Annotated in this window: 17 protein-coding genes; 9 read left to right on the forward strand and 8 right to left on the reverse strand. The window is 72.9% G+C overall.

Going from position 1 to position 24,687, the window contains the following annotated elements; all coding sequences use genetic code 11:
• Positions 1–11 precede the first annotated feature (11 nt).
• Positions 12–686 carry a response regulator gene (locus BS73_RS09325; protein ID WP_037571034.1) on the forward strand — a complete coding sequence of 225 codons (675 nt, stop codon included), beginning with the start codon at positions 12–14 and terminating at the stop codon, positions 684–686.
• Between the two features lie 104 nt (positions 687–790).
• On the opposite strand, the gene BS73_RS09330 is transcribed toward BS73_RS09325, so the two are convergent.
• The 4 genes from BS73_RS09330 to metH form a co-directional block, all read right to left on the reverse strand.
• A complete protein-coding gene (locus BS73_RS09330; protein ID WP_037571036.1) occupies positions 791–2,410 on the reverse strand; it encodes an ABC transporter substrate-binding protein in 1,620 nt (539 codons plus the stop codon).
• A gap of 128 nt (positions 2,411–2,538) precedes the next feature.
• Positions 2,539–4,158, reverse strand: coding sequence for an ABC transporter substrate-binding protein (locus tag BS73_RS09335; RefSeq protein WP_084703926.1), 1,620 nt, complete (start codon positions 4,156–4,158; stop codon positions 2,539–2,541).
• A 428-nt stretch (positions 4,159–4,586) separates the two neighbouring features.
• Positions 4,587–5,276: an HAD family hydrolase gene (locus tag BS73_RS09340; RefSeq protein ID WP_037571042.1), complete on the reverse strand. Its 690-nt coding sequence runs from the start codon at positions 5,274–5,276 to the stop codon at positions 4,587–4,589.
• Between the two features lie 195 nt (positions 5,277–5,471).
• Entirely contained in the window at positions 5,472–9,017 is a 3,546-nt protein-coding gene (gene metH / locus BS73_RS09345; RefSeq protein ID WP_037571044.1) for a methionine synthase, read from the reverse strand.
• Positions 9,018–9,325: 308 nt separating this feature from the next.
• Here metH and BS73_RS37190 point away from each other — a divergent pair, with 308 nt between their 5' ends.
• The 4 genes from BS73_RS37190 to BS73_RS09365 all read left to right on the forward strand — a co-directional run bounded on the left by BS73_RS37190 (position 9,326) and on the right by BS73_RS09365 (position 15,569).
• Positions 9,326–10,687 (forward strand): PAC2 family protein, encoded by a 1,362-nt coding sequence (locus BS73_RS37190; RefSeq protein ID WP_084703927.1) that lies wholly within the window; start codon positions 9,326–9,328, stop codon positions 10,685–10,687.
• Between the two features lie 302 nt (positions 10,688–10,989).
• Positions 10,990–11,718: a DUF6643 family protein gene (locus BS73_RS38690; RefSeq protein ID WP_051939741.1), complete on the forward strand. Its 729-nt coding sequence runs from the start codon at positions 10,990–10,992 to the stop codon at positions 11,716–11,718.
• Positions 11,719–11,800: 82 nt separating this feature from the next.
• Positions 11,801–12,730, forward strand: coding sequence for an MOSC domain-containing protein (locus tag BS73_RS09360; protein ID WP_037571046.1), 930 nt, complete (start codon positions 11,801–11,803; stop codon positions 12,728–12,730).
• Positions 12,731–12,968: 238 nt separating this feature from the next.
• Positions 12,969–15,569 carry a right-handed parallel beta-helix repeat-containing protein gene (locus tag BS73_RS09365; protein WP_037571049.1) on the forward strand — a complete coding sequence of 867 codons (2,601 nt, stop codon included), beginning with the start codon at positions 12,969–12,971 and terminating at the stop codon, positions 15,567–15,569.
• A gap of 83 nt (positions 15,570–15,652) precedes the next feature.
• Here BS73_RS09365 and BS73_RS38155 read toward each other — a convergent pair whose 3' ends face one another.
• On the reverse strand, positions 15,653–16,180 hold the full coding sequence (locus BS73_RS38155; RefSeq protein WP_051939742.1) for a helix-turn-helix domain-containing protein: 528 nt from the start codon (positions 16,178–16,180) through the stop codon (positions 15,653–15,655).
• 388 nt (positions 16,181–16,568) lie between these two features.
• Between BS73_RS38155 and BS73_RS38695 the strand changes: the two genes are divergently transcribed.
• Together BS73_RS38695 and BS73_RS09375 are read left to right on the forward strand one after the other, a co-directional pair.
• On the forward strand, positions 16,569–16,715 hold the full coding sequence (locus BS73_RS38695; protein WP_200886673.1) for a hypothetical protein: 147 nt from the start codon (positions 16,569–16,571) through the stop codon (positions 16,713–16,715).
• 4 nt (positions 16,716–16,719) lie between these two features.
• Positions 16,720–17,949 (forward strand): cupin domain-containing protein, encoded by a 1,230-nt coding sequence (locus BS73_RS09375; RefSeq protein ID WP_037571051.1) that lies wholly within the window; start codon positions 16,720–16,722, stop codon positions 17,947–17,949.
• Between the two features lie 34 nt (positions 17,950–17,983).
• Here the strand turns inward: BS73_RS09375 and BS73_RS09380 are convergent, their stop codons facing one another.
• Complete coding sequence (locus BS73_RS09380; protein WP_063836946.1) at positions 17,984–19,909, reverse strand: S9 family peptidase; 1,926 nt, start codon at positions 19,907–19,909, stop codon at positions 17,984–17,986.
• A gap of 32 nt (positions 19,910–19,941) precedes the next feature.
• Between BS73_RS09380 and BS73_RS09385 the strand changes: the two genes are divergently transcribed.
• On the forward strand, positions 19,942–22,083 hold the full coding sequence (locus BS73_RS09385; RefSeq protein WP_063836947.1) for an ABC transporter ATP-binding protein: 2,142 nt from the start codon (positions 19,942–19,944) through the stop codon (positions 22,081–22,083).
• A 14-nt stretch (positions 22,084–22,097) separates the two neighbouring features.
• Here the strand turns inward: BS73_RS09385 and BS73_RS09390 are convergent, their stop codons facing one another.
• Positions 22,098–23,342 (reverse strand): sensor histidine kinase, encoded by a 1,245-nt coding sequence (locus BS73_RS09390; RefSeq protein ID WP_037571052.1) that lies wholly within the window; start codon positions 23,340–23,342, stop codon positions 22,098–22,100.
• Positions 23,339–24,013, reverse strand: a complete 675-nt coding sequence (locus tag BS73_RS09395; protein ID WP_037571054.1) for a response regulator transcription factor — start codon at positions 24,011–24,013, stop codon at positions 23,339–23,341. The genes BS73_RS09390 and BS73_RS09395 overlap by 4 nt, the downstream gene beginning before the upstream one ends.
• 140 nt (positions 24,014–24,153) lie before the next feature.
• Here BS73_RS09395 and BS73_RS09400 point away from each other — a divergent pair, with 140 nt between their 5' ends.
• A complete protein-coding gene (locus tag BS73_RS09400) occupies positions 24,154–24,687 on the forward strand; it encodes a hypothetical protein (protein ID WP_152617560.1) in 534 nt (177 codons plus the stop codon).

Genomic DNA, 24,687 nt, shown 5'->3' on the forward strand with positions numbered 1-24,687 from the left:
GTGGAGCGAGTGTGGCGATCCGAGTGCTGCTGGTCGACGACCAGCCGCTGCTCCGTACCGGTTTCCGGATGATCCTGGAGGCCGAGACGGACATCGCGGTGGTCGGCGAGGCGGGGGACGGTCAGCAGGCGCTTGAGCAGGTGCGCGCGCTGCAACCGGACGTGGTGCTGATGGACATCCGGATGCCCCGGATGGACGGCGTGGAGGCGACCCGCCGGATCGCCGGACCGGGCCGGGACGGACCGGTCAAGGTCCTCGTGCTGACCACCTTCGACCTGGACGAGTACGTGGTGGAGGCGCTCCGCGCGGGCGCCTCCGGCTTCCTGCTGAAGGACGTGCCGGCGGAGGAGCTGGTGCAGGCGATCCGGGTGGTCGCCGACGGCGCGGCGATGCTGGCCCCGAGCGTGACCCGCCGGCTGCTGGACATGTACGCCTCGAAGCTGCCGTCCGGGGACGAGGCGCCGCCGCAGACGCTGGCGTCGCTGACGGAGCGTGAGGTGGAGGTGCTGAAGCTGGTCGCGAAGGGGCTGTCGAACGCGGAGATCGCGGCCGAGCTGTTCGTCAGCGAGACGACGGTGAAGACCCACGTCGGCCACGTCCTGACCAAGCTCGGCCTCCGGGACCGGGTCCAGGCGGCGGTCTTCGCCTACGAGTCCGGCCTGGTCCGGCCGGGCGGCGCGGGCTAGCGAACGGTCGCGGCCCCTGGGACGAGCCCGCGGGGCGGGTCCTCAGGGGCCGGGAACCGTGCGGCACCGGCCGCTCGGCTCGGTTCAGCTCAGTTCGGTTCAGCTCAGCTGGTGGTCTTGCCGATCAGCCAGGCCCGGAACATCGCGGTGACGTCCAGGGTCAGCGGCACGCCGGTGATGTCCGGCTGGACGGCCATGAACTGCTTGTTCTGCCAGAGCGGGACCATCACCGCGTCGTCCGCGATCTGCTGCTGCGCGGCGGCGAACGGCTTGTTGGCCACGGTGCGGTCCTTGTCGCCCGCGGCCCGGTTCAGGTCGGAGTTCAGCGCCGGGCTGGAGTAGTGGATGTTGTAGGCGCCGAAGAGCGGGGCGATGGAGTCGGCCGCGTCCGGGTAGTCCGAGTACCAGTTGCCGGTGAAGGCCTGGTAGGCGTCCTTCTTGAAACCGGTCTCCAGCGCCCGGGTGTTGTCCACCGCCCGCAGGGTGACGTGGAAGAGCCCGCCGTTCTCCAGCTGCTGCCGCAGCTCCTCGGCCTCGGCCTGACTCCCCGCGATGTCCCGGGAGTAGGTGAGGGTGAAGGAGACCGGCGCGCTGATCCCCGCGGACCGCAGCTCCTGCCGCGCCTCGACCGGGTCCGGGGACTGGTAGGTGTCCCGGAACGGCGTGGTGTGGCCGCCGATGCCGGAGGGGACCACCGAGTACAGCGGGTCGACGAGATCGTGCTCGGCGCCGGTGGCCAGCGCGTTCTGGTCGATCAGCGAGGCGGCCGCCCGGCGCACCGCCGGGTCGTCGAAGGGCTTGGCCCGGTGGTCGAGGACCAGCAGCCGGATCTGCGCGCTGGCCCCGCTCTGCACCTGGAGCCCCTTGCCGACCTGCTGCTGGTTCTGCAGCTCGGACACGTCCGAGGGGTCGAGGTCGTCGCCCGCGATGTCGACCTTCCCGGCCTTGGCCGCGGCCAGCAGCTGCTGCGGGGTGTCGTAGTAGCGGAAGGTGAAGGCGGAGTTCTGCGGCGTGGAGGCGGCGCCCTGGTAGGCGGAGTTTGCGGAGAGGGTGATGCTGGTGCCCTGGGTGCTGCCGTCCACCGTCCTGGTCGCGGCGGAGTCCACCTTGTAGACGCCGGAGCCGACCGGCGAGGTGCCGTCGTAGGGCTTGTCCGCCGGGAAGACCTTCGGGTCGACGATGGAGCCGGCGCCGCTGGCGATCTCGTCGGGGAAGGTGGCGTCGGGCTTCCGGAGATGGAAGGTGACGCCGGTCGAGCCGCTGGTGGCGACCGAGGCGATGTTCCAGACCAGCGGGCCGGGACCGAAGCCGGAGCCGTTCACCGGGTTGAGCCGGAGCATCCGGTCGAAGGAGTACTTGACCGCCGCCGCGTCCAGGGCGTCGCCGTTGGAGAATCTCAGGCCGGAGCGGAGGGTGCAGGAGTAGGTGGTGAGCCCGGAGTCGGTGAACTCGCAGGAGGTCGCCGCGTCCGGGGTGGGCGTGGTGGCTCCGGGCTGGAAGGTCATCAGCGTCTGGTAGATGTTGTAGAAGACGGTCCAGGAGCCGTTGTCGTAGGCGTCGGCGGGGTCGAGGCTCTCGAACGCGCGGACCGATCCCATCGTGATGCCGTTCCCGGTCGCCGCCGCTCCGCCCTGGACGGAGCCGCAGGCGGCGAGCGTGGGGGCGAGCAGGGCGGCGCAACCGAGGGCTGCCAGTCGCCGGGGGGTCGCTGACGTGACTGACATGAGTTCCTAACGTGCTGTGGTGCTGGTGGTGCTGCGGTGCTGGTGGTGCTTCGGTACTCGTTCTTCTGTCGTGTTCTGCCGGGTTCCCGGTGCCGGCCACGCCCTTGAGGCCGGCACCGTCCGCCGCCTCAGGAGCCGGACTTGCCGACCAGCCAGAAGCGGAGCTGGTTCGTGGTGTCCACGGTGAGCGACAGGCCCACCACGTCGGCCTGCGAGGCCAGGTACTGCTTCCCCTGCCAGAGCGGCACCATCGGGGCGTCCTTCGCGATGGTCTGCTGGACCTGGGCGAAGATCTGGTTGGTGTTCAGCCGGTCGGCCTGCTTGGCCGCGGCCGGCAGCAGCTTGTTCACGATCTGCGAGTTGTTGTAGTGCTGGTTGTACGCGCCCATCAGCGGCAGGACGTAGTCGCTGGGGTCCGGGTAGTCCGCGTACCAGTTGCCCAGGAAGGCCGGCAGCTTGTCGCTCTGCGTCCCGTTCGCGCCGGTCAGCGCGTTGACGTCGTGCAGCGGGTTGAGGGTGACCTTGAACAGGCCGCCGTTCTCCAGCTGCTTCTTCACCTCGGCCGCCTCGGCGTCACCCGCGGTGGAGTTCTGGGCGTAGGCCAGGGAGAAGGAGACCGGGGTGGAGACCCCCGCGTCGGAGAGGTACTGGCGCGCCTCGTTGACGTTCGGCCCGTTGTACTCGTCGGCGAAGGGGGTGGTGTGGCCGCCGATGCCGCTCGGGATGATGGAGTAGAGGGGGTCGGCCTGACCCTGCTGGACGCCGGTGGCGAGGGCCTTCGAGTCGATCAGCGAGGCCACCGCCCGGCGGACGTAGACGTTGGTGAAGGGCTTGTCCTTGAGGTCGAACATCAGCAGCCGGTCGCTGGTGCCGGGGCCGCTGGTGATCTGCACGCCCTGGGCGATCTGCTGGTTGTTCTGCGCCTGGGTGACCTGCTGCGGGGAGAGGTCGGCCGCGGTGAAGTCGATCTTCCCCTTGGACAGCGCCTGCATCATGGCGGTCGAGGTGTCGAAGTAACGGACCGTCATCTTGCTGTTCTGCGGGGTGGTCGCGGCGCCCTTGTAGTCCGGGTTGACCGAGAGGGTGATCGACTGGCCCTGGTTCTGGCCGTTGATCGTGTGCTGCTCCGCCGAGTCCACCTTGTAGACGCCGGAGCCCACCGGGGAGGTGCCGTTGTAGGGCTTGTCGGCGGGGAAGACCTTGGGGTCGACGATGGAGCCGGCCCCGCCGGCTATCTCACCGGGGAAGGCAGCGTCCGGCGCCTTGAGGTGGAAGACCACGCCCAGGCTGCCCTGGGTGCCGACCGAGGCGATGTTGGCGACCAGCGGACCGGGGCCGCTGGTGGCCTTGTCCGGAGGGTTGATCTTCATCTGCCGGTCGAAGGAGTACTTGACCGCCGCCGCGTCCAGCGTGTCCCCGTTGGTGAACTTCAGGCCCGACCTGAGAGTGCAGCTGTAGACGGTCAGATTGCCGTTGAAGCCGCACTTCTGAGCCGCGTCCGGGGACGGCGTGGACGCCCCGGGCTGATAGCTCATCAGGTTCTGGTAGATGTTGTAGTAGATCGTCCAGGACGGGTCGTCATAGGCGTTGGCCGGGTCCAGGCTGGAGAAAGTCCGGACGGCGCCCATGGTGAGCGCGGGCTTGCCGCTCGAGGTGCCGGTCTTCGTGGACGAGCCGCAGGCGGCGACGGTGGAGGCGAGGAGGCCGACGCAACCGAGGGCGGCGAGTCGTCGAGTGACTGCTGACATCTCTTCCTTCTGGTCCTGACCGGCGGTGTGGACGCCGGGGCTCGCCGCAGCCGCGGAGCCGGGACTCCGGGCAGGGCGCGGCGGGGCGCAGGGTGGCACAGGGATGGCGCGCGCGGTGTCCTCGGTCCCCCCGGGGCCGCGCAGGGGTTCGATCTGATGTAGCGTCCCACAGCATTGCACGTCCCCAGGGCGCGTCTTCACCCACGGTTCCGTTCTGTCCCGCGCTCCGCGTTGATCTTATTGGCTAATGCCCGCTTTGCCCTTTTTGGCGTTAGCACAAAGTTACGTTGACGGTGCATCAGCAGCGTGCAGAAGACCGTGCGCGTACCACCCCCGGCACACCGCACCCCCATGCCGCCCACGCTCCGCGTTCACGCGGCAACACACAGGCGCCGCAGGGGTGTTGGCGGGTTTCCAGGCCCCGCGGCTCAGACCAGCGCGCGGAGGACCGCGAGGCTGACGTGGGCCAGCGAGGCGTGGACCACCCGCCCCGGCGCCGGCTGGATCTCTGCCACCGACGGCACCGCGAGGACCGCGCAGCCGGCCGCCTCCGCCGCCGCGACCCCGGTCGGGGCGTCCTCGATGACCACGCAGCGCGCCGGCTCCGCGCCCAGCCGCCGGGCGGCCCGCAGGTACGGCTCGGGGTGCGGCTTGGTCCGGGAGACCTCGTCGCCGGCCACGGTGGTGTGGAAGTGGTGGGCCCCGATCGAACGCAGCACCAGGTCCAGGATCCGCCGGTGCGAGGCGGTGACCAGGGCGGTCGGGATCTCGTGCGCGGTCAGCTCCTCCAGCAGCGCCTTCGCCCCGGGCCGGAGCGGCACGCCCTGCCCGATCAGCTCGGCGAACCGGTCGTTGATCATGCCGCCGAGCTCCTCCGGAGCCAGGTCGGCGCCGGTGACGGCGAGAAGGTGGTCGACCACCCGGGTCATCGGGCCCCCGACGACCACCTTGCGCTCGCGCGCGTCCAGCCGGTGGCCGAGGTCGGCCAGGATCGAGGACTCCGCCTCCCACCAGAAGTCCTCGGTGTCGACCAGGGTGCCGTCCATGTCGAGGAGGACGGCCTGCAGCCGCGAGGGCCGGGCGGCGGAACGGGACGTGGAGGCGGCGGTGGTGGTCACTGTTGCTTCCCTTCTCGGAACGGGTCGCAGGGATGCCGCGGGCCGGGCCCGGCGGTGGAACACCGGGACCGGCCCGTGGGGGATCGTCCACTCTACGCCCGTCGACCCGCTTCGACCGGCTGCGACGTGCGGACGGGCGACGGGCCGGCGAGAGGCGGGCGAACGGCAGGCGAGCGGCGGGCGAGCGGCGGGGGCTCAGCGCGCGTTGAAGTACTTCGCCTCGGGGTGGTGGATGACGATGGCGTCCGTGGACTGCTCCGGGTGGAGCTGGAACTCCTCGGAGAGCTCGACGCCGATCCGCTCCGGGCGCAGCAGCTCGGCGATCTTCGCCCGGTCCTCCAGGTCCGGGCAGGCGCCATAGCCGAGGGAGAACCGCGCACCCCGGTACTTCAGGGCGAACATGTCCCTCATCTCCTTCGGGTCCTCCGAGGAGAAGCCGAGCTCGGCGCGCACCCGGGCGTGCCAGTACTCCGCCAGCGCCTCCGCCAACTGCACGGAGAGGCCGTGGAGTTCGAGGTAGTCGCGGTAGGCGTCGGCCTTGAAGAGCTCGTTGGCCGCCTCGGAGATCCGGGAGCCCATGGTGACCACCTGGAAGCCCACCACGTCCTTCTCGCCGCTCTCCTCCGGCCGGAAGAAGTCGGCCAGGCAGAGCCGGCGGCCGCGCCGCTGGCGCGGGAAGGTGAAGCGGGTCCGCTCGCTGCCGTCCTCGCCGAGCACCAGCAGGTCGTCGCCCTTGGAGACGGCCGGGTAGTACCCGTAGACGACGGCCGCCTCCAGCAGGCCCTCGGTCTGCAGCCGGTCCATCCACATCCGCAGCCGCGGCCGACCCTCGGTCTCGACCAGCTCCTCGTACGAGGGCCCGTCACCGGTCCGGGCGCCCTTGAGGCCCCACTGGCCCTTGAAGAGGGCGTCCTCGTCCAGCCAGGAGCCGTACTCGGCCAGCTGGACGCCCTTGTGGATGCGGTCGCCCCAGAACGGCGGGGCCGGCACCGGGTTCTCGGTGGAGACGTCCGAGCGGAAGCCGTCCTCGGGCCGCTCCGGCTCCTCCACCTCCACCCTGGCGTGCCGGCGCTTCCGCAGCTCCGGGAGGGTGGCACCGGGGACCCCGCGCTTCACCGCCATCAGCGCGTCCATCAGCCGCAGGCCCTCGAAGGCGTCCTTGGCGTAGCGGACCTCGCCCTGGTAGATCTCGTGGAGGTCCTGCTCCACGTAGGCCCGAGTGAGGGCGGCGCCGCCGAGGATGACCGGCCAGCGGTCGGCCAGCCCGCGCTGGTTCAGCTCCTCCAGGTTCTCCTTCATCACCACGGTGGACTTCACCAGCAGCCCGGACATCCCGACCACGTCCGCGTCGTGCTCGGCGGCGGCGTCCAGGATCGCCGAGACCGGCTGCTTGATGCCCAGGTTGACCACGTTGTAGCCGTTGTTGGACAGGATGATGTCGACCAGGTTCTTACCGATGTCGTGGACGTCGCCCTTCACCGTGGCCAGCACGATGGTGCCCTTGCCCTCGGAGTCGGACTTCTCCATGAAGGGTTCGAGGTGCGCCACCGCGGCCTTCATCACCTCGGCGGACTGGAGGACGAACGGCAGCTGCATCTGGCCGGAGCCGAAGAGCTCGCCGACCGTCTTCATCCCCTCCAGCAGGGTGGAGTTGATGATGTCCAGGGCCGGGCGCTCGGTCATCGCCTCGTCGAGGTCGGCCTCCAGGCCGTTCCGCTCGCCGTCCACGATCCGGCGCTGCAGCCGCTCGTCCAGCGGCAGCGCCGCCAGTTCCTCGGCCTTGCCGGCCCGGACGGCCTTGGCCGAGACGCCCTCGAAGAGCTCCAGCAGCCGCTGCAGCGGGTCGTAGCCCTCCCGCCGGCGGTCGTAGACCAGGTCGAGGGCGACCTCGCGCTGCTCCTCGGGGATCCGGGCCATCGGCAGGATCTTGGCCGCGTGGACGATCGCCGAGTCCAGGCCGGCCTGCACGCACTCGTTGAGGAAGACCGAGTTGAGGACGATCCGGGCGGCCGGGGAGAGCCCGAAGGAGATGTTCGAGAGGCCCAGCGTGGTCTGCACGTCCGGGTGGCGGCGCTTGAGCTCGCGGATCGCCTCGATGGTCTCCACGCCGTCCCGCCGGGACTCCTCCTGGCCGGTGCCCAGGGTAAAGGTGAGGCAGTCGATCAGGACCGAGGACTCCGGGATCCCGTACTCCTCGCCGAGCTGGCGGATCAGCCGCTCGGCGATGGCCACCTTCCGGTCCGCGGTGCGGGCCTGGCCCTCCTCGTCGATGGTCAGCGCCATCACGGCGGCGCCGTGTTGCCTCGCCAGCGCGGCCACCCGGCCGAACCGGGTGTCCGGACCGTCGCCGTCCTCGTAGTTGACGGAGTTGAGGACGGCCCGGCCGCCGAGCATCTCCAGTCCGGCCTCCAGCACCGGAGGCTCGGTGGAGTCCAGCACGATCGGCAGGGTGGACGCCGTGGCCAGCCGTCCGGCCAGCTCCTTCATGTCCTGCACGCCGTCCCGGCCGACGTAGTCCACGCACAGGTCCAGGAGGTGGGCGCCCTCGCGGATCTGCTCGCGGGCGATCTCCACGCACTCCTGCCAGTCCCCGGCGAGCATCGCCTCGCGGAACTTCTTGGAGCCGTTGGCGTTGGTGCGCTCTCCGATCGCGAGGTAGGAGGTGTCCTGCCGGAAGGGCACCGCCTGGTAGAGCGAGGCGGCGGACGGCTCGGGGCTCGGGCGGCGCTCGGTCACCGGCAGGCCCTGCACCCGCTCGACCACCTGGCGGAGGTGCTCGGGGGTGGTGCCGCAGCAGCCGCCGACCAGGGAGAGGCCGTACTCGCGGACGAAGACCTCGTGGGCGTCGGCCAGCTCGGCCGGGGTGAGCGGGTAGTGGGCGCCGTCCTTGGTCAGCACCGGGAGGCCGGCGTTGGGCATACAGGAGAGCCGGGTCTCGGCGTGCCGGGCGAGGTAGCGCAGGTGCTCGCTCATCTCGGTCGGGCCGGTGGCGCAGTTCAGCCCGATGGTGTCGATGCCCAGCGGCTCCAGCGCGGTCAGCGCCGCGCCGATCTCCGAGCCGAGCAGCATGGTGCCGGTGGTCTCCACCATGACGTGGACGAAGAGCGGCAGGTCGAGGCCGGCCTCGCGAAGGGCGTCCTTGCTGCCCAGCACGGCGGACTTGATCTGCAGCAGGTCCTGGCTGGTCTCCACCAGGAGGGCGTCGGCACCGCCGGCGATCAGGCCGAGGGCGTTCTGCCGGAAGCCCTCGCGCAGGGTGCCGAAGGGGATGTGGCCCAGCGTCGGCAGCTTCGTCCCCGGGCCGATCGAGCCGATCACCCAGCGCGGGCGGTCCGGCGTGGCGTAGGAGTCCGCGACCTCGCGGGCGATCCGTGCCCCGGCCTCGGAGAACTCGAAGACCCGGTCCTCGATGCCGTACTCGGCCATCGCCGAGTGGTTGGCGCCGAAGGTGTTGGTCTCCACGCAGTCCACGCCGACCGCGAAGTACTCCTCGTGGACCGACCTGACGATGTCCGGGCGGGAGACGTTCAGCACCTCGTTGGCGCCCTCGTGGCCCTCGAAGTCGTCCATCGTGGGGTTCTGGGCCTGGAGCATGGTCCCCATGGCGCCGTCGGCGACCACCACGCGGGAGGCGATGGCCTCGCGGAGGGCGTCGGCCCGGCGCTGCTGGGCTGCTGCGGCCCCGCCGTCCGGGACGCGGGGGGTGCCGGACTGGTCTCCGGGCAGGACGGGTGACGCCATGGTGCTGCTCCCTGTGTGCGACGGCTGTCGGCTATGCGTTCGCCCGCCGCGCGGGAAACGCACCCGGCCAGCCTATCCGCACCTGCTCCGGCAGCACGAAGGCATTCCGCATGGTGGGCGGGCCCACCCCGCCGACCTGGGGATATCTCCGCCGCGTCGGCCCGCCGGGCGGGTCGGAACACGGCTCCGGGTTCCAGCGAGGCGGCATCATTCCCCGTAGGGTGGGCACCTACAGTCCGTGAGTCAGTACGTGTGAGTACGCGTTCGTGCGTGAAGTCGCCGCCTGGGGCGGCGGAGGGAGGCGCTGGGTGATCGAGCTCGAGGACGTGCCCGAGCTCATCGACCCGGTCATGGTGGCCGCGTTCGAGGGCTGGAACGACGCCGGAGACGCGGCGTCTTCCGCGGTGGGACACCTGGACGAGATCTGGGGTGGCAAGGTCTTCGCCGCCCTGGACGCCGAGGAGTACTACGACTTCCAGGTGAACCGCCCGACGATCTGGGTGGACGGCGGCGTGCGCCGGATCACCTGGCCCACCACGCGGTTCTCGGTGGTCCGGGTGACCGAGCCGAAGACCCGCGACCTGGTCCTGGTCCGGGGCATCGAGCCGAGCATGCGCTGGCGCTCGTTCTGCAACGAACTGCTCGGCTTGGCCCATGAGTTGGGCGTGGAGACGGTCGTCATCCTGGGCGCCCTGCTGGGCGACACCCCGCACACCCGGCCGGTGCCGGTCAGCGGGGTGACCTCGGACGCGGACGTGGCCCGGACGATGGACCTGGAGGAGAGCCGTTACGAGGGCCCGACCGGCATCGTCGGCGTCCTCCAGGAGGCCTGCGCCCACGCCGGGGTGCCGGCCGTGACGCTGTGGGCGGCCGTGCCCCACTACGTCGCCCAGCCGCCGAACCCCAAGGCCACCCTGGCGCTGCTGAACAAGCTGGAGGACCTCCTCGACCTGCGGATCCCGCCGGGCGAGCTGCCGGACGACGCCCGGGCCTGGCAGCTCGGGGTGGACCAGCTGGCCGCCGAGGACTCCGAAGTCGCCGAGTACGTCCAGCAGTTGGAGGAGGCCCGGGACACCGCGGAGCTGCCGGAGGCGTCCGGGGACGCGATCGCCCGGGAGTTCGAGCGGTATCTCCGCCGCCGGGACAACCAGCGGCAGGGCCAGGGCCGGGCGACCTCCGCGCCGCCGTCGCCCGGCGGCGGATCGGGGAGCACCTCGCGGCGGCCGGAGGGCCCGGAGAGTGCCGAGGGCCGGGACGACCGGGACGACCGGGACGACGACCCGGAGGAGCCGGCGTCGGAGGAACCGGCGGAGCGGCCTGCGGCTACGGCGCGGCCCGGGGACCGGGAGACCACCGCCGCCCCCGAGGACGGCGAGGACGGCGACGCCCCCGAGGACGGCGAGGACGGCGACGCCTCCGATGCCCCCGAGAGCTCCGAGGACTCCGCGCGGGACGGCGGCGGCGCCGCCGCCGACTCACCGCGGCCCGGCAAGAGCGGAAAGCCGGGCAAGCCAGGCAAGAGCGGCGGCGAGGGCAGCGGGGGCGGCGGGGCCGGGAGCACCGACTCCGCTTCCGGCGAGAGGAAAACCGGCCAGAGCGGGGAGTCCGGAAGCACCGGGGACTCCGAGCCCCGCGGCCCGCAGGACCCGCCGGACCGCCCCGAGTCCTGATCGGGATTCCGAGCGGGGGTCAGCGCCTGCGGCCGCGGGCGGGGGCGCGAAGGGCGAGCGGTGGAGGCTGCCCGAAAAGCCCGGTTCACCCCACGGCGCGCGCACTCGCCCACGCGCGCGCTGTGGCGGGTTCGCGCCTTGCGCACCGGCTCCACCGGCCGCCTGACGCTCAGTCAGCTCTGCCGGAATGGGCGATTCATGACGGTTTGAGGGAACGGTTCACCGCGTCCATGGCAAACCCCGGGAACATCCTCGCGTTCCACTCTCCTCAGCAGGCACATTATGGGCTTACCGTATGCGTCATGACCTCCCCCCGCTCCTTCGACGGAGCAGGCTCCTACGCTCCGTCATACTCCAGCACCACCTTCTCGTCGAGCACGCCGATCTACGATCAGCTGGTCGCCGAGCGAGGCACCCCGCAAATCGCCCCGATCAACGTGCCGCCGGCCCTCCCCCCGGCCAACTACGGCTCCGGCCCCGGCAGTTACGGCGGCGGGTACGACTCCGGCAGCAACCTTCCGGCGCTGGCCCCGCGCCCGGCCCTCGGCCCCGGCCCGGGCAGCTCCCCGTCCGGCTTCGGCGGGGCGAACAACGGCTACGGCTACCCCCAGCCGCCGGCCCCGCAGCCCCCGATGTACAGCCAGCCCCAGCGCCCGGCCGTGCCGCAGCAGTTCGTGCCCCAGCAGGGGCCCGGCGGCTTCGGCGGCCAGAGCCGGATCCCCCAGGGACTGCCGCCTGGGCCGAGTGCCCAGCAGCAGGCCGGCGGCCCCGGCGGTTACAACGGCCAGCAGCCCGGCGGGTATCCGCCCCAGGGCGGCCCCGGGACCCCCGGGATGGCCGGCGGCCCGAACCCGGCCGGACCGCAGAGCTTCGGCGGCAACGGGCTGCGCCCGGCCGGCGGCCCGGTCCGCCCGGTCCAGCAGCGGCCGCTCGGCTACCCCGGCCCCGGCCCGGGCCGGCCGCAGGCGCCGCAGCCCCAGCAGGCTCCGCCGCAGCAGTACAACGGCTACCGTCCGGGGCCCGGCTACTGAAGAGATTCGCAGCACCCCGAGTAAGCGGCGGCGCCCCGGCGGGGGGCCGACGCCGCCGCACTCGACCTGGCACCATGAGCGCATGGTCACGCCGAAGATCAGTTCGATCCGCATCCATCCGCTCAAGTCCGGGCGCGCCCTCGACGCGCCCGAGGCAGTCGTCGAGCCGTGGGGTCTGGCCGGCGACCGGCGGTGGATGCTGGTGCGCCCGGACGGCCGCCACCTGAGTCAGCGTGAGGATCCGCGGCTCGGGCGCTTCCACGCCGTCCCGAGCCCGGACGGCGGGCTGACGGTGGATCTGGTCGATCCCCTCGGCACCCTGGGCACTCCCCCGAAGCCCCTCCAGGTGGCGGCGCCGTCGCCGGAGCAGGGCCGGCCGCTCGTCCCGGTACGGGTGCACTCCTCCCCCACCGAGGCGACCGAGGCGGCTCCCGAGGCGCACGCCTGGTTCCGCGGACTCCTCGGTGAGGACGTACGCCTGGTGCACATGGACGACCCACGGCGGCGGCTCGCCGACCCGGTCTACGCCGGACCCGGCCGGCCGGTCAGCTTCGCCGACGGCTATCCGCTGCTGGTGACCACCGCGGCCTCGCTGGCCGCGCTGAACGAGGCGATCGGCGGCGACCACCCGGAGGACCCGGAGCGGGAGGCCAAGGGGGCGGCGGTGCCGATGGCCCGGTTCCGGCCCAACCTGGTGGTGGACGGCACCGGTCCGTGGGCCGAGGACGGCTGGCGCCGGATACGGGTGGGCGGCCCGGACGGGGTCGTCTTCCGGGTGGTCAAGCCCTGCGAGCGGTGCGTGATGACCACGACGGACCAGGAGACCGGCGAGCGGCGCGGCCCCGAGCCGCTGCGCGCCCTGGCCCGGCACCACCGGCTGGCCGGTGCGCTGATCTTCGGCCAGAACCTGGTGCCGGAGCCGGCGGACGGCTGCGCCCCTGGATCCGGGCCGATCGGCACGGTCCGCCTCGGCGACGCGGTCGAGGTGCTGGAGACCGCCGACGGCGACTGACGGGGCGGACGGCGACGGCCCGACGAGGACGGCCCGACGGCGGTGGCGGCACGACGACGGCAGCGCTCGCCATTTGCTGACAGACCGTCAGTTCCGCCCGGCAGCCCGCTTCCAGAGCCGTCCGCTCCCCCGTAATCCGCTCGTGCGGGGGATTGCGGAGCGGCCGCGCCTGTGGGCGCGGTCCGACGCGCTAACGTTGGCCGCGGTTGCGACGGCATTCGACGGCAGGGGAGTACGCGTGGTTCGGGTGACGCTGGACGGGGCCTCCTCGCGCTGGCGGCGCAGGTCCACCGAGTTCGGCTCGCTCGCCGAGGCGCTGGACGCCGCCGAGCCCGGCGACACCCTCACCCTCTCCCCCGGCACCTACCGGGAGAGCGTCCGCCTGGACAAGGCGGTCTCGCTGCGCGGCGCCGAACCGCGCGGCTCCGTCGGCGCCGCCAGGATCGAGCCGCCGATCGGCAGCGCCCTCACCGTCACCGCCGCCGCCGAGGTGCACGGGCTGCATCTGGAGGCGAGCGACCCGTCCGCGCCCGCGGTCCTGCTGCACGGCTGCGAGGCCGAGTTGACCGACTGCCGGGTGGAGGCCCGCTCGGCGGTCGGCGTCGAGATCGGCGGCGGCGCCCGCCCGACGCTGCGCGACTGCGTGGTGGAGAACCCGTACGGCCTCGGCGTGCTGGTCGCCGACGGCTCGGTGGCGCTGCTGGAGGGCTGCGAGATCGCGGAGACCGGCCGGGCCGGGGTGGCCGTGCGCGGGGGCAGCGCCCGGCTCGAACGCTGCCGGGTGCACAACGCCTCCGGCGCCGGGCTGGCGATCTCCGGCGAGGGCAGCACGGCGGAGGCCGAGGGCTGCGAGTTCTACGAGGTGGACGGCAGCGGGGTGGCCGCCGAGAAGCGCGGCGCCGGCCGGCTCACCGACTGCTCGGTGCACCGGGTCACCGGCAACGGGCTGACCCTGGACTCTGGTGCCGCCCTCGACCTGGTCGGCTGCCGGCTGCACGAACTCCCGGAGAACGGCGCCGACCTGCGCGGGCGCTCGGTCCTGACGATGGAGCGGACCACCTTCCGCCGCTTCGGCCGCAACGGGCTGTCGGTATGGGACGCCGGCAGCCGGGTCCAGGCGGTGGACTCCGACCTCCGCGAGGCCACCGGCGACTATCCGGCGGTCTGGATCAGCGACGGCGCGGCGGTGCGGCTGGAGGGCTGCCGGGTGGAGGACGTCCCGGACGCCCTCTTCGTCCTGGACCGCGACTCCTCGGCCTCTGCCGTGGACAGCTCCTTCGAGCGGATCAGGTCGGCCGGGGTCTCGGTCAGCGACGGCGCCCGGATCACCCTGGAGCGCTGCCGGATCCAGGAGGCCGGCACCGGCCTCTGGTTCCGCGACCAGGGCAGCGGCGGCGAGATGACCGCCTGCGAGATCGCCGGGGTGTCCACCGGGGTGATCGTCACCCGGGGCGCGGACCCGGTGCTGCGGGACTGCACGGTGCACGACTCGACCGACGCCGCGGTCTACGTCTCGGCGGGCGGCGCCGGCACCTTCGAGGACTGCCGGTCCAGCCGGGGCAGCGGCTACGGCTTCCACGTCATCGACGGCTGCGCGACCAGGCTGGTCCGCTGCCGGGCCGAGCAGCACGCCCGGGGCGGCTTCGAGTTCGCCGGCTTCGAGGGCGGCGCCGGTCCCGCGATCGAGTCCTGCGTCTCGGACGACGCGCGGACCGCGGGCTCCAGGGACGCGGCCGGCGCCCCCGCCGGCCGCGGAGCCGCGGGCAGCTTCCCGCCGGGCACCACCGGTTCCGCCGGCTCCAGCGGTTCCACCGCCCTCACCGCCCGCGGCGGTTCACCCGCCGGCGCCGGCTCCCGCGCCTCGGGCGCCGGTGGCGGGCCCGGCGCCGGCGCGTCCGCCGGGGCGCTCACCCTCGGCGCGGACACCGTCGCGCCCGTCCCGGGCACCCACGTCCCCACCCCGCGCGGGATCTCGGCCCCGCCGCCGCTGGTCGACTCCGCCGCTGCCGCCGCCATCGGCCCGATCCCGGACTGCCGCCCGGTCGACGAGGCGCTGGCCGACCTGGACGCGCTGATCGGCCTGGAGACGGTGAAGCGCGAGGTCCGCACGCTGATCGACCTGATCTCGGTCGGCCGCCAGCGGGAGCGGGCCGGCCTGCGGGCCCCCTCGCTCCGCCGCCACCTGGTCTTCACCGGCTCCCCCGGCACCGGCAAGACCACCGTCGCCCGCCTCTACGGCGAGATCCTGGCCGCCCTCGGCGTCCTCCAGCGCGGCCACCTGGTCGAGGTGGCCCGGGTGGACCTGGTCGGCGAGCACATCGGCTCGACCGCCATCCGCACCCAGGAGGCCTTCGACCGGGCCCGCGGCGGGGTCCTCTTCATCGACGAGGCGTACTCCCTCTCCCCCGAGGACGGCGCCCGCGACTTCGGCCGCGAGGCGATCGACACCCTGGTCAAGCTGATGGAGGACCACCGGGACGAGGTCGTCGTCATCGTCGCCGGCTACACCGGCGAGATGGAGCGCTTCCTCTCCTCCAACCCCGGTGTGGCCTCCCGTTTCTCACGCACCGTCACCTTCCCGGACTACTCCGCCGAGGAGCTCCTGGAGATCACCACCCGGCAGGCCGGCGACCACCAGTACAACCTCTCGGAGCAGACCGCCAAGTCGCTCCTCGCCCACTACGCCTCGATCCCCCGCGGTCCCTCCTTCGGCAACGGCCGCACCGCCCGCCAGGTCTTCGAGACGATGGTCGAGCGGCACGCCGTCCGGGTGGCCCGCACCGAGTCCCCGACGACGGAGGACCTCCAGCTCCTCCTCCCCGAGGACCTCCCCGACTGATCCCGGCCCGGGCGGTTTTCGGCCTTCCTCTCCGGCCCGAAGCCGCCGCGGCCCGCGGGGCCGACGCACACCGTCCGGTGACATCAGTTACAAGGCGACTCCACATGCACGGCCGCGCCCCTCCGGCCGCCGTCGGGTGGCGCCCAGACGACCGTCCGCGACAGCAGTTCGGCGAGCCGGCGCACCTCTCGTTCCAGCTCGGCGATCCGCCGGTCCCGGTCGTCCGCCCTCGGTACGACGGGCCGTGCGGCCGGTCTCACCATTCCGTTCCGGGCCAGGACCCGCTGGACGGTGGAGGGCGAGGGGAGCGGCCGCACCCCCCGCCGGGCCAGCTCGCGCAGCAACCGCCGTGCGCCCCAACCGGGTTGCTCCTCGCGGAGGGCGCAGATCAGCGACTCGACGGCGGCGAGGGTTCGCTGCGGACTGCGGTGCGGTCTGCGGGAGCGCTCCCGCAGACCGTCGAGGCCCTCCTTCAGATAGCGGTTCCGCCATCGGTGGAGGGACTGCCGGGACACCCCGTAGCGGTCCGCCACCTGGGACACCGGCGCCCCGGCGATGATCTCCATGACAGCGCGGTAGCGGTGGTCCGCGCTGAACGTCGACTCCCCCATACACACTCCCCGATGTGCGTTCGCCACTTGGCTGGTGGAGCCCGCGCGTCCGCCCCGCCGCCTGGGTGTCGCGGGAGAGGCGGAGGCGCTGCCCTTTACGCCAGGGACCTGTGTAGACGCTGAGGGGTTTCGCTGCCGTCTCCGTCTCAGTGGTCGGATGGGGCGCCGGAGACCGGCGGGTGTCCCGGCGGGTGTCACGGCGGGTGTCCCGGCACGTTCCGTGACATATGGGCGGGGTACGCGGCCGGCACTCCTGCGACAGCGGTGAGACGGCGACCGGCCATCCCCGCCCTCGGGTTCGATTGACGGGAGCACGTCGCCTGAGGTGGGCTTCTGCCCGGTCCGGACGATCGATCCGGGCCGTGCAGAAGAAACGGGAGGGCAAGAAATGGAAGAGAGCTTCTCGTTGTCGCCCGAGGAGATCGAGGTCGACCGGCCGCCGCTGGCCACGGCCGAGTTCGTCATCTCGGACAACGACCCGAGCGACCCGGTCGTCGTCATCTCGGACAACGACCCGTCCGACCCGGTCATCTGATCGAATGACGGTCACGCACGAGCGTGGGAAGGCCGCGTCCGCGGCGCGGCCTTCCCTCGACCTCATCCGACTGCTGCGCCCCATGGACCCCGAGGTCTTCCGGCGGGACTACTGGGAGCGCAAGCCCCTGGTCCTCCACCGCGAGGACCCCGACTACTACGCGGACCCGCTGACCCTGCGGGACGTCGACCACATTCTCGCCACCTCCAGCCTCCGGTCCTCCGACCTTCGGCTGGTCGTGCGGGGCAGGGAGATCCCGCTTTCCGAACTGGTGACCGCCGGCACCGGCGGGCCCGCCAACGGACTCGAGGTCCTCTACGACCAGTACCGCAGCGGCTCCACCGTGGTCTTCAAGTTCCTCCACGAACGCTGGGAGCCACTGGCCGCGATGTGCCGGGGGCTGTCCGCCGAGTTCAGCGCTCTCTTCCAGGCCAACGCCTATCTCACTCCGGCCGGGGCGCAGGGGCTGACCACCCACCACGACACCCACGACGTCTTCGTCCTGCAGATCTCCGGTTCGAAGCACTGGCGGCTGTACGACTCGCAGGTCGAACTGCCGCTGCAGTCCCAGCCGTTCGCCCGCCCGGCGGACGGCCCCGGCGCCCCGGTGCGGGAGTTCGACCTCCGGGCCGGCGACCTGATGTACATGCCGCGGGGCACGGTGCACGACGCCACCTCCAACGAGGAGGCCTCGCTGCATCTGACCGTCGGCGTCCTTCCGGTGCTCTACGCCACCCTGGTCCGGGAGGCGGTCGAGCAGGCGCTGCGGGAGGACGTCCGGTTCCGCCGGGCGCTGCCGCCCGGCTTCGCCCGGGACCCCGAGCTGCGGGCGGAGGCCGGACGGCGGCTGGCCGAACTCCTCGGCGAGCTGGCCGGCGCGGGCGACCCGGCCGAGCTGGTGGACCGGGCGGTCAGCCGGGCCATGGCGGGTCGCCAACCCGTGCTCGGCGGCCATCTGGTGGACCTGGAGCGGCTCCGCGAGCTGGGCCCGGACTCCGGCCTGCGGCGCCGGCGGGATCTGCTGTGGCAGCTCGCGGTGGACGAGGCCGGAGTGCGGCTGGAATTCCACGGAAAGGTGCTGCGCTTCCCGGCGAGGGTGCACGAGGACGTGCGGTTCGTGGCCGAGGCCGAAGCCGAGTTCACCGCACGCGACCTGCCGAGCGGGCTGGACGCCGAGGGCCGTCTGGTGCTGCTCCGCCGGCTGGTCCGGGAGGGGCTGCTCACCCTCGTCTGACGGGCCCGCCGTCTCCGGCTCGTCCGAGGCGGCGTCAGACATCGGAACCGGCGGGCCGGGCGGCCGGGGATCCCAGGGTCCCCGGCCGCCCGGCCGACCCGTCCGCGGCCCCCGCGCCCGCCGCCCCCGCCGCGGGCTCGAAGCGCCCGCCCAGATACCGGGAGAGGAACCGCTCGGCCGCCGCATAGAAGGCGAGGCGGTTCCGGGGGCGTACGAACCCGTGGCCCTCGTCCGGGAAGAGGAGGTACTCATGGGGCACCCCGTTGCGCCGCATCGCGGCCACCACCTGCTCGGACTCCTCCTGCCGCACCCGTGGGTCGTTGGCGCCCTGGGCGACCAGCACCGGGATGCGGATCCGGTCCACCGCGGACAGCGGCGAGCGGGCGCGCAGCAGTTCGCCGTCCACCGCCGGATCGCCGATCCTGCGATGCAGGGTGTTCAGCATGGGGCCCCAGGTGGCCGGCACCGAGTTGATGAAGGTCCGCAGGTCGGAGGGGGCCGCCACGGCCACCGCGCAGCGGAAGGCGTCCGGGCTGAACGCGGCTCCGGCGAGCGCCGCGTAGCCGCCGTACGAGCCGCCGTAGACGGCCACCCGGTCGGGGTCCACCACTCCCGCGGCGACCAGGTGGGCGATCGCGTCATGGAGATCGTCCTGCATGGCCGCGCCCCATTCGCGGTCCCCCGCGTTGACGAAGCGCTTCCCGTAGCCGGTCGAACCGCGGAAGTTGACCTGTACGCAGAGGTAGCCGCGGTTCGCCAGCCACTGCGGCTCGGCCCGGAAGCCCCACACATCGCGGGTCCACGGGCCGCCGTGGACGCAGAGCACCGCGGGCAGCGCCCGCCGCTCCTGGTCCGGCGGGAAGGTGAGGTAGCCGCGCACGGCGAGGCCGTCCCGGGCGGTGAAGGAGAACGGCTCCATCCGGGCCAGGCGGTACTCCGCCAGCTCCGGCAGGTGGCTGAAGAGGGAGACCAGGCGCCGTTCCGCGCGGTCGAAGACGCAGTAGGCGGCCGGGCCGTCGTCGGTGTTGTACTGCACCAGCCAGTTGCGGTCGGCGTCGTCCCGGGTCAGCACCGACAGGTCGCCGGGGGCCTGCCCGGCGAGCCAGGCGAAGTCCTCGGCCAGCGCCGGGTCGAGGACCTCCAGATCGCCGCGCTCGCGCCGGACCAGGACGAACTGGGCGTCCCCTGCGAAGGGGGCGGTGCCCACCCCCACCACGTCGAACTCGGGGTCCTCGTAGCGGACTTCGGTCTTCCCGCCGGCCGTGTCCACGGAGAGCAGCCGAGCGGTCTCGGAGTCCCGCGAGGAGAGGAGCAGCAGGGAGAGGCCGTCCGCGGTGAGCCCGATCGGGCGGGTGGTCGCCTCGTCCTCCGGGCCCACGGTGTGCACCGCCCGCCAGGAGGAGCCCTCCCGGAGGAGGATCTCACTGCCCCCGTCCGGCAGCGGACGCACCGCGCCGGCCGCGCCCAGGGCGGCGTCCGGTATCCAGCGGGAGAAGCCCTCGTTGGTGGCCTCCTCGGTGAGCCGGCCGGTCTCCAGATCGATGCGGTAGGCGTCGTGGAGGTCCCGGCGGCGGAGGTTGAGGCCGACCAGCACGGTGCCCGGGGCGTGCCGGCTGAGTCCGGAGATCCGGGCCTGGACGCCGGGGAAGGGGGTCAGGTCGCGGGGGGTGCCCTCGGCCGGGTCGACCGCGTAGAGCCGGGTGTTCTCGTCGCCGTCGCGGTCCTGCAGCCAGAGGAGGTGGCGGCCGTCGTGCGCCCAGGCGAAGGCGCGCACCCCGCGGCCCCGGTCGTCGGTGACCGGACGGTAGTCGCCCTCCCGCCAGGGGCCCGCCCAGACGTTGAGGACGCCGTCCCTGGGCGCCAGGAAGGCGATTCTCGCCCCGTCCGGGGAGAGCGCGGGGCTCATCCGCGCCGGGTTGCCGAAGAGCACCTCACGGGGAATCAGCTGAGCGTCCGTCACGTCTCGTACCTCGTTCCTTCTCGGGAGATCTGATGCAACCGGTCCAGATCCTGCACACCTCGGGCGTGGCCTCCTCCGGCGGAAGCGGGCTCAGCGGTCCGATCGACCTCGGTGAGCCGGACCGGGACCGGGGCCGGCCGGCCGCCCGCGGCCTGCGGGAACGGCTGGCCCGGAGCGCTGCCTCGGCGGCCGCCACGGCGGTCGGCTTCGGCCGGGTGTTCGCGCTGGTGTGGCGGGCGGGGCCGGGGCTGACCCTGGCACTGGGCGCGGCCACCGTGCTGACCGGCCTGGTCCCGGCCGCGGTGGCGGTCACCGGCCGGGCACTGATCAACACGGTGGTCCGGGCCGTCGACCTGAGGGCCCGCCACCTGCCCGACCGGGTGCCGATGGACCTGCGCTTCCCGTGGGGAACCGCGCATGTCGCCCCGCTCCCGGCGGTGACCGCGGTGCTGGTGCTCGCCGTCGCCCAGTTCGGCGTCTACGCGCTGAGCACGGTCTGCGGAACGGTCCGGAGCATCACCCAGCAACTGCTCCAGGAGAAGGCCGCGCAGAGCGTCCAGCTGCGGGTGATGGAGCACACCGGCCGTCTCGACCTGCCGTTCTTCGAGGGGGCCCGCTCCTACGACCTGATCCGGCAGGCGCAGCAGGAGGCCTCCACCCGGCCGGTGACGATGATCGGCGGCGCCTTCAACCTGGTGCAGACCGGGATCACCTTCGTCGGCATGGCGGCACTGCTGCTCGGCCTCAGCCCCTGGCTGGCCCTGGTGGCGCTGCTCGCGCCGGTGCCCGCCTTCGTCTCGGACGCCCGCTACGGCATGCGCGGGTTCCTGCTGGCGCTGTGGACCTCGCCGGTGCGCCGCCGGATGGAGTACCTGTCCCGGCTGGTCACCACGGACACCTACGCCAAGGAGGTCAAGGTCTTCGGTCTGGCGCCGTATCTCACCGAGCGGTACCGGCTGCTCGGCGCCGCCTCGTACCGGCGGCTCCGCGCGACGGTGACCCGGCGCTATCTGGCCGGCGGAGCCTGGAACTCGGTGACGGTGCTGGCGGGTGCGGCGACCTACCTCTATGTGGCGATGGCCGCGGTGACCGGTCGCCTCTCGCTCGGCGACCTCACCCTCTACACCGCCGCCGCGACCTCGCTGCAGGCCGCGGTGCAGGGCATCTTCCAGGGCCTGAGCGGGATGTACGAGAACAACCTCTACCTCGACAAGCTGTACGAGCTGCTGTCCGTCCCGGTCGCCGGCGCGGACTCCGCACCGGTGCCGCTGCCCAGTCCGCTGCGCGGCCACATCGTCTTCGAGAACGTCTCCTTCCGGTATCCGGGCAGCACCGCGTACGCCCTGCGCGAGGTCTGCTTCGAGATCCTCCCGGGGCAGACCCTGGCAGTGGTCGGCCAGAACGGAGCGGGAAAGTCCACTCTGGTCAAGCTGCTCTGCCGGCTCTACGAGCCCGCGGAGGGCCGGATCCTGCTGGACGGCACCGACATCCGGGCGTACGACCCGGAGGAACTGCGGTCCGTCGTCGGAGCGCTCTTCCAGGACTTCGTCAGCTACCAGGCCACGGCCGCCGAGAACATCGGCCTCGGCCAGGTGCAGCGGCTGGCGGACTGCGACCGGCCGGAGGGGATGGCGGAGATCGAGCGCGCGGCCCGCCGGGCCGGCGCCGACGCACTGCTGGCGGGCCTGCCCGAGGGGTACCGCACGGCGCTCGGCAAGTGGTTCGCCGACGGGGTCGAGCTCTCCGGGGGTCAGTGGCAGAAGGTGGCGCTGGCGCGGGCCTTCCTGCGGGACGAGGCCGCACTGCTGGTGCTGGACGAGCCGACCTCCGCGCTGGACGCCGAGGCCGAGCACGAACTCTTCACCCGGTTGGGCGAGTTGGCCCGGGGCCGGACCACGATCTACATCTCCCACCGGTTCTCCACCGTCCGCCGGGCGGACCGGATCCTGCTGCTGGAGGACGGCCGGGCGGCCGAACAGGGCACCCATGACGAACTGATGGCCCTGGAGGGCGGGCACTACGCCCGGCTCTTCGCCCTGCAGGCCGCCGGCTACCTCTCCGGCCCGGCCGACGAGGCAGCCGGCAACGGCAGTGCGAACGGCACCGCGAACGCCGTCAAGGAGGCGAAGATCGCCGCCGCGCTCGCCGCGAAGGGCCTCTCCCGGCGGGGCTGACCGCCGGCCGCCCGTCATACCCGGATCTCGGTTCGCGTCGGGCGGGCCGGCTCCACGGCTCCGGCCGCCGGGAGGGTGGCGCGTACCGTGAGGCCGCCCAGCGGTCCCGGCTCGGCGGTCACCGTGCCGCCGTGGGCGGTGGCGATCGACCGGACGATGGACAGCCCGAGCCCCGCGGAGAACCCCAACTCGGCCGCGGGGCCGCTCGGTTCACTGCGCGGGCCGAGCCGCCGGAAGGGCTCGAAGAGTTCGGCGACCCGGTCGGCGGGGACCACGGGACCGGTGTTGGAGACGGTGAGCACCCCGCCGGAGGAGACCGAGGCGTGCACCTGCCCGCCGGGGATGTTGTAGCGGATCGCGTTGTGCAGCAGGTTGAGCGCCAACTGGGTGAGGAGCACCCGGTCCCCGTTCACCGGCGCCGGCACGGCGGTCTCCGCGCGGAGGGCGAGACCGCAGGCCGCCGCGACGGAGCGGCACTGCTCGACGGCGTCCCGCAGCACCTCGGCCAGGTCCAGCCTGCTGCGGGTGGTGAGCCCCCGGTCGCCGCCGGCCAGCATCAGCAGGCCCTCGATCAGCCGCTCGCTCCGCCGGTTGGCGTCCAGCAGTTCGCGCTGGACCTGGGGGATGTCCTCCGGCGCGGCCCGACCGAGCCGGATCTGGATCGCCGCCCGCTGCACGGCCAGCGGGGTGCGCAGTTCGTGCGAGGCGTGGGCGATGAACCGGCGCTGGCTGTCGAAGGCGGTGTGCAGCCGGTCCAGCATGTCGTCGAAGGTGTCGGCGAGGGCCCGGAGTTCGTCCTCGGGGCCGTCCAGGGCGATCCGCTCGTGGAGGTTCTCCCAGGAGAGCCGGCGGGCCGTCTCGGTGATCCGGTGCAGCGGGCGGAGCACCCGGCCGGAGATCCACCAGGCGAGCAGCACGGACAGGCCGAGGGCCACCGACAGGGCGACCGCCGAGTCCAGCAGCAGCTGGTGGAGGGTCGTGCTGCTCAACCGCAGCGCCAGATCGCGGATCTGGTCGGCGGTCAGCGAGGCGGCCGACCGGCCGGGGAACGCCGACTTCGGGACGACCGTGACGTTGACCGACCTCGCGCCGACCGTACTGCCGCCCACCGTGTCCACCACGGTCATCCTCGCGTGCTGGACGATGCTCTGCCGGCACAGCAGGTAGACGAGCGCGAGCAGCCCCGCCCCGGCGGCGAAGAACAACCCGCCGTACACCGCGGTCAGGGTCAGCCGCACCGAGCGGCGGCGCCTGCTCATGAGGCGTCCTCCGGGACGGGGATGAGGTAGCCGGCGCCCGGCACGGTCTGGATCAGCGGGGGCTCGCCCAGCTTGGCCCGCAGCTTGCTCATGGCGATCCGGACCGCGTTGGTGAAGAGGTCGGTGTTCTCGTCCCACGCCCGCTCCAGCAGTTCCTCGGCGCTGACCACCGCTCCCCGGGCGGCCATCAGCTCGCGGAGCACCGCGAACTCCTTGGGGGAGAGCCGCAGATGGCGGCCGTCCCGGGAGACCTGCCGGCGCGCCTGGTCCAGCACCAGGCCGCCGTTGACCAGCACCGGCGGCAGGGCGCGGGTCGAGCGCCGGGCCAGGGCCAGGACCCGGGCCACCAGTTCCTCGTAGTCGAAGGGCTTGCCCAGGTAGTCGTCGGCGCCCAGGGTCAGCCCCTCCACCACGTCCCCGGTCCCGGTGTACGCGGTGAGCATCAGCACCCGCGTGCGGGACCCCGAGCGGACCAGCTCGCGGCAGACGTCGTCGCCGTGGGTCCCCGGCAGGTCCCGGTCCAGCACCAGCACGTCGTAGTCGTTCACCATCAGCCGCTCGAGCGCGGTGTCGCCGTCCAGGGCCACGTCCACGGCCATGGCGCAGGCGCGCAGCCCCTCGGCCACCAGCTCGGCCAGGACCGCCTCGTCGTCGGTCACCAGTACCCGCATCCAGCCTCCCCCTTCCTTCCAAGGTCCTACCGGCTCGGGCCTTTCGCCGCCGTATCTGCAACCGGAGACGTCCCCGCAACCTGCCACCCACTACACCGGAGCTCGACACGACCTCGGCGAAGCGAAGGCAGGACCCCCACATGGTCATCTCATCAGCAAGGCCCGCTGCCGCGACAGCCCTCGGCGCCGCCGCGCTGCTCTTCGTCCTCAGCGGCTGCGGGGGCGCCTCGAAGTCCCCCGGAGTGGCCTCGGTGGGCAGCGCCAAGGCAGGGGCGACGGTCTCCGCGTCCGCGGCCGCCACCGATCGGACCGGCCAGCTCCTCCAGTTCGCCTCCTGTATGCGGCAGCACGGGGTGAACGTCGCGGACCCGCAGGCGGGCGCGCAGAACGTGCAGCTCCCGGCCGGGACCAAGGGGGACGCCAGTACCCAGCAGGCGCTGCAGACCTGCCAGCACTACCTCGGGGCGGGCAGCAAGGACGGCACCGATCCGGCGGCGCAGGCCCGCGCGGTCGCTCTGGCCCGGTGCCTCCGTCAGCACGGGGTGAACGTCGCCGACCCGCAGCCGGGTCAGCCGCTGCAGATCTCCGGCGCCGGCAACGCCAAGGCGGAGCAGGCCGCACTGGAGTGCCGGGCCGCCGCCACCGCCTCCGGCTCCCCCAGCACGGCGGGGTGA

This window comes from Phaeacidiphilus oryzae TH49 (genome assembly GCF_000744815.1).
GTDB lineage: Bacteria > Actinomycetota > Actinomycetes > Streptomycetales > Streptomycetaceae > Phaeacidiphilus > Phaeacidiphilus oryzae.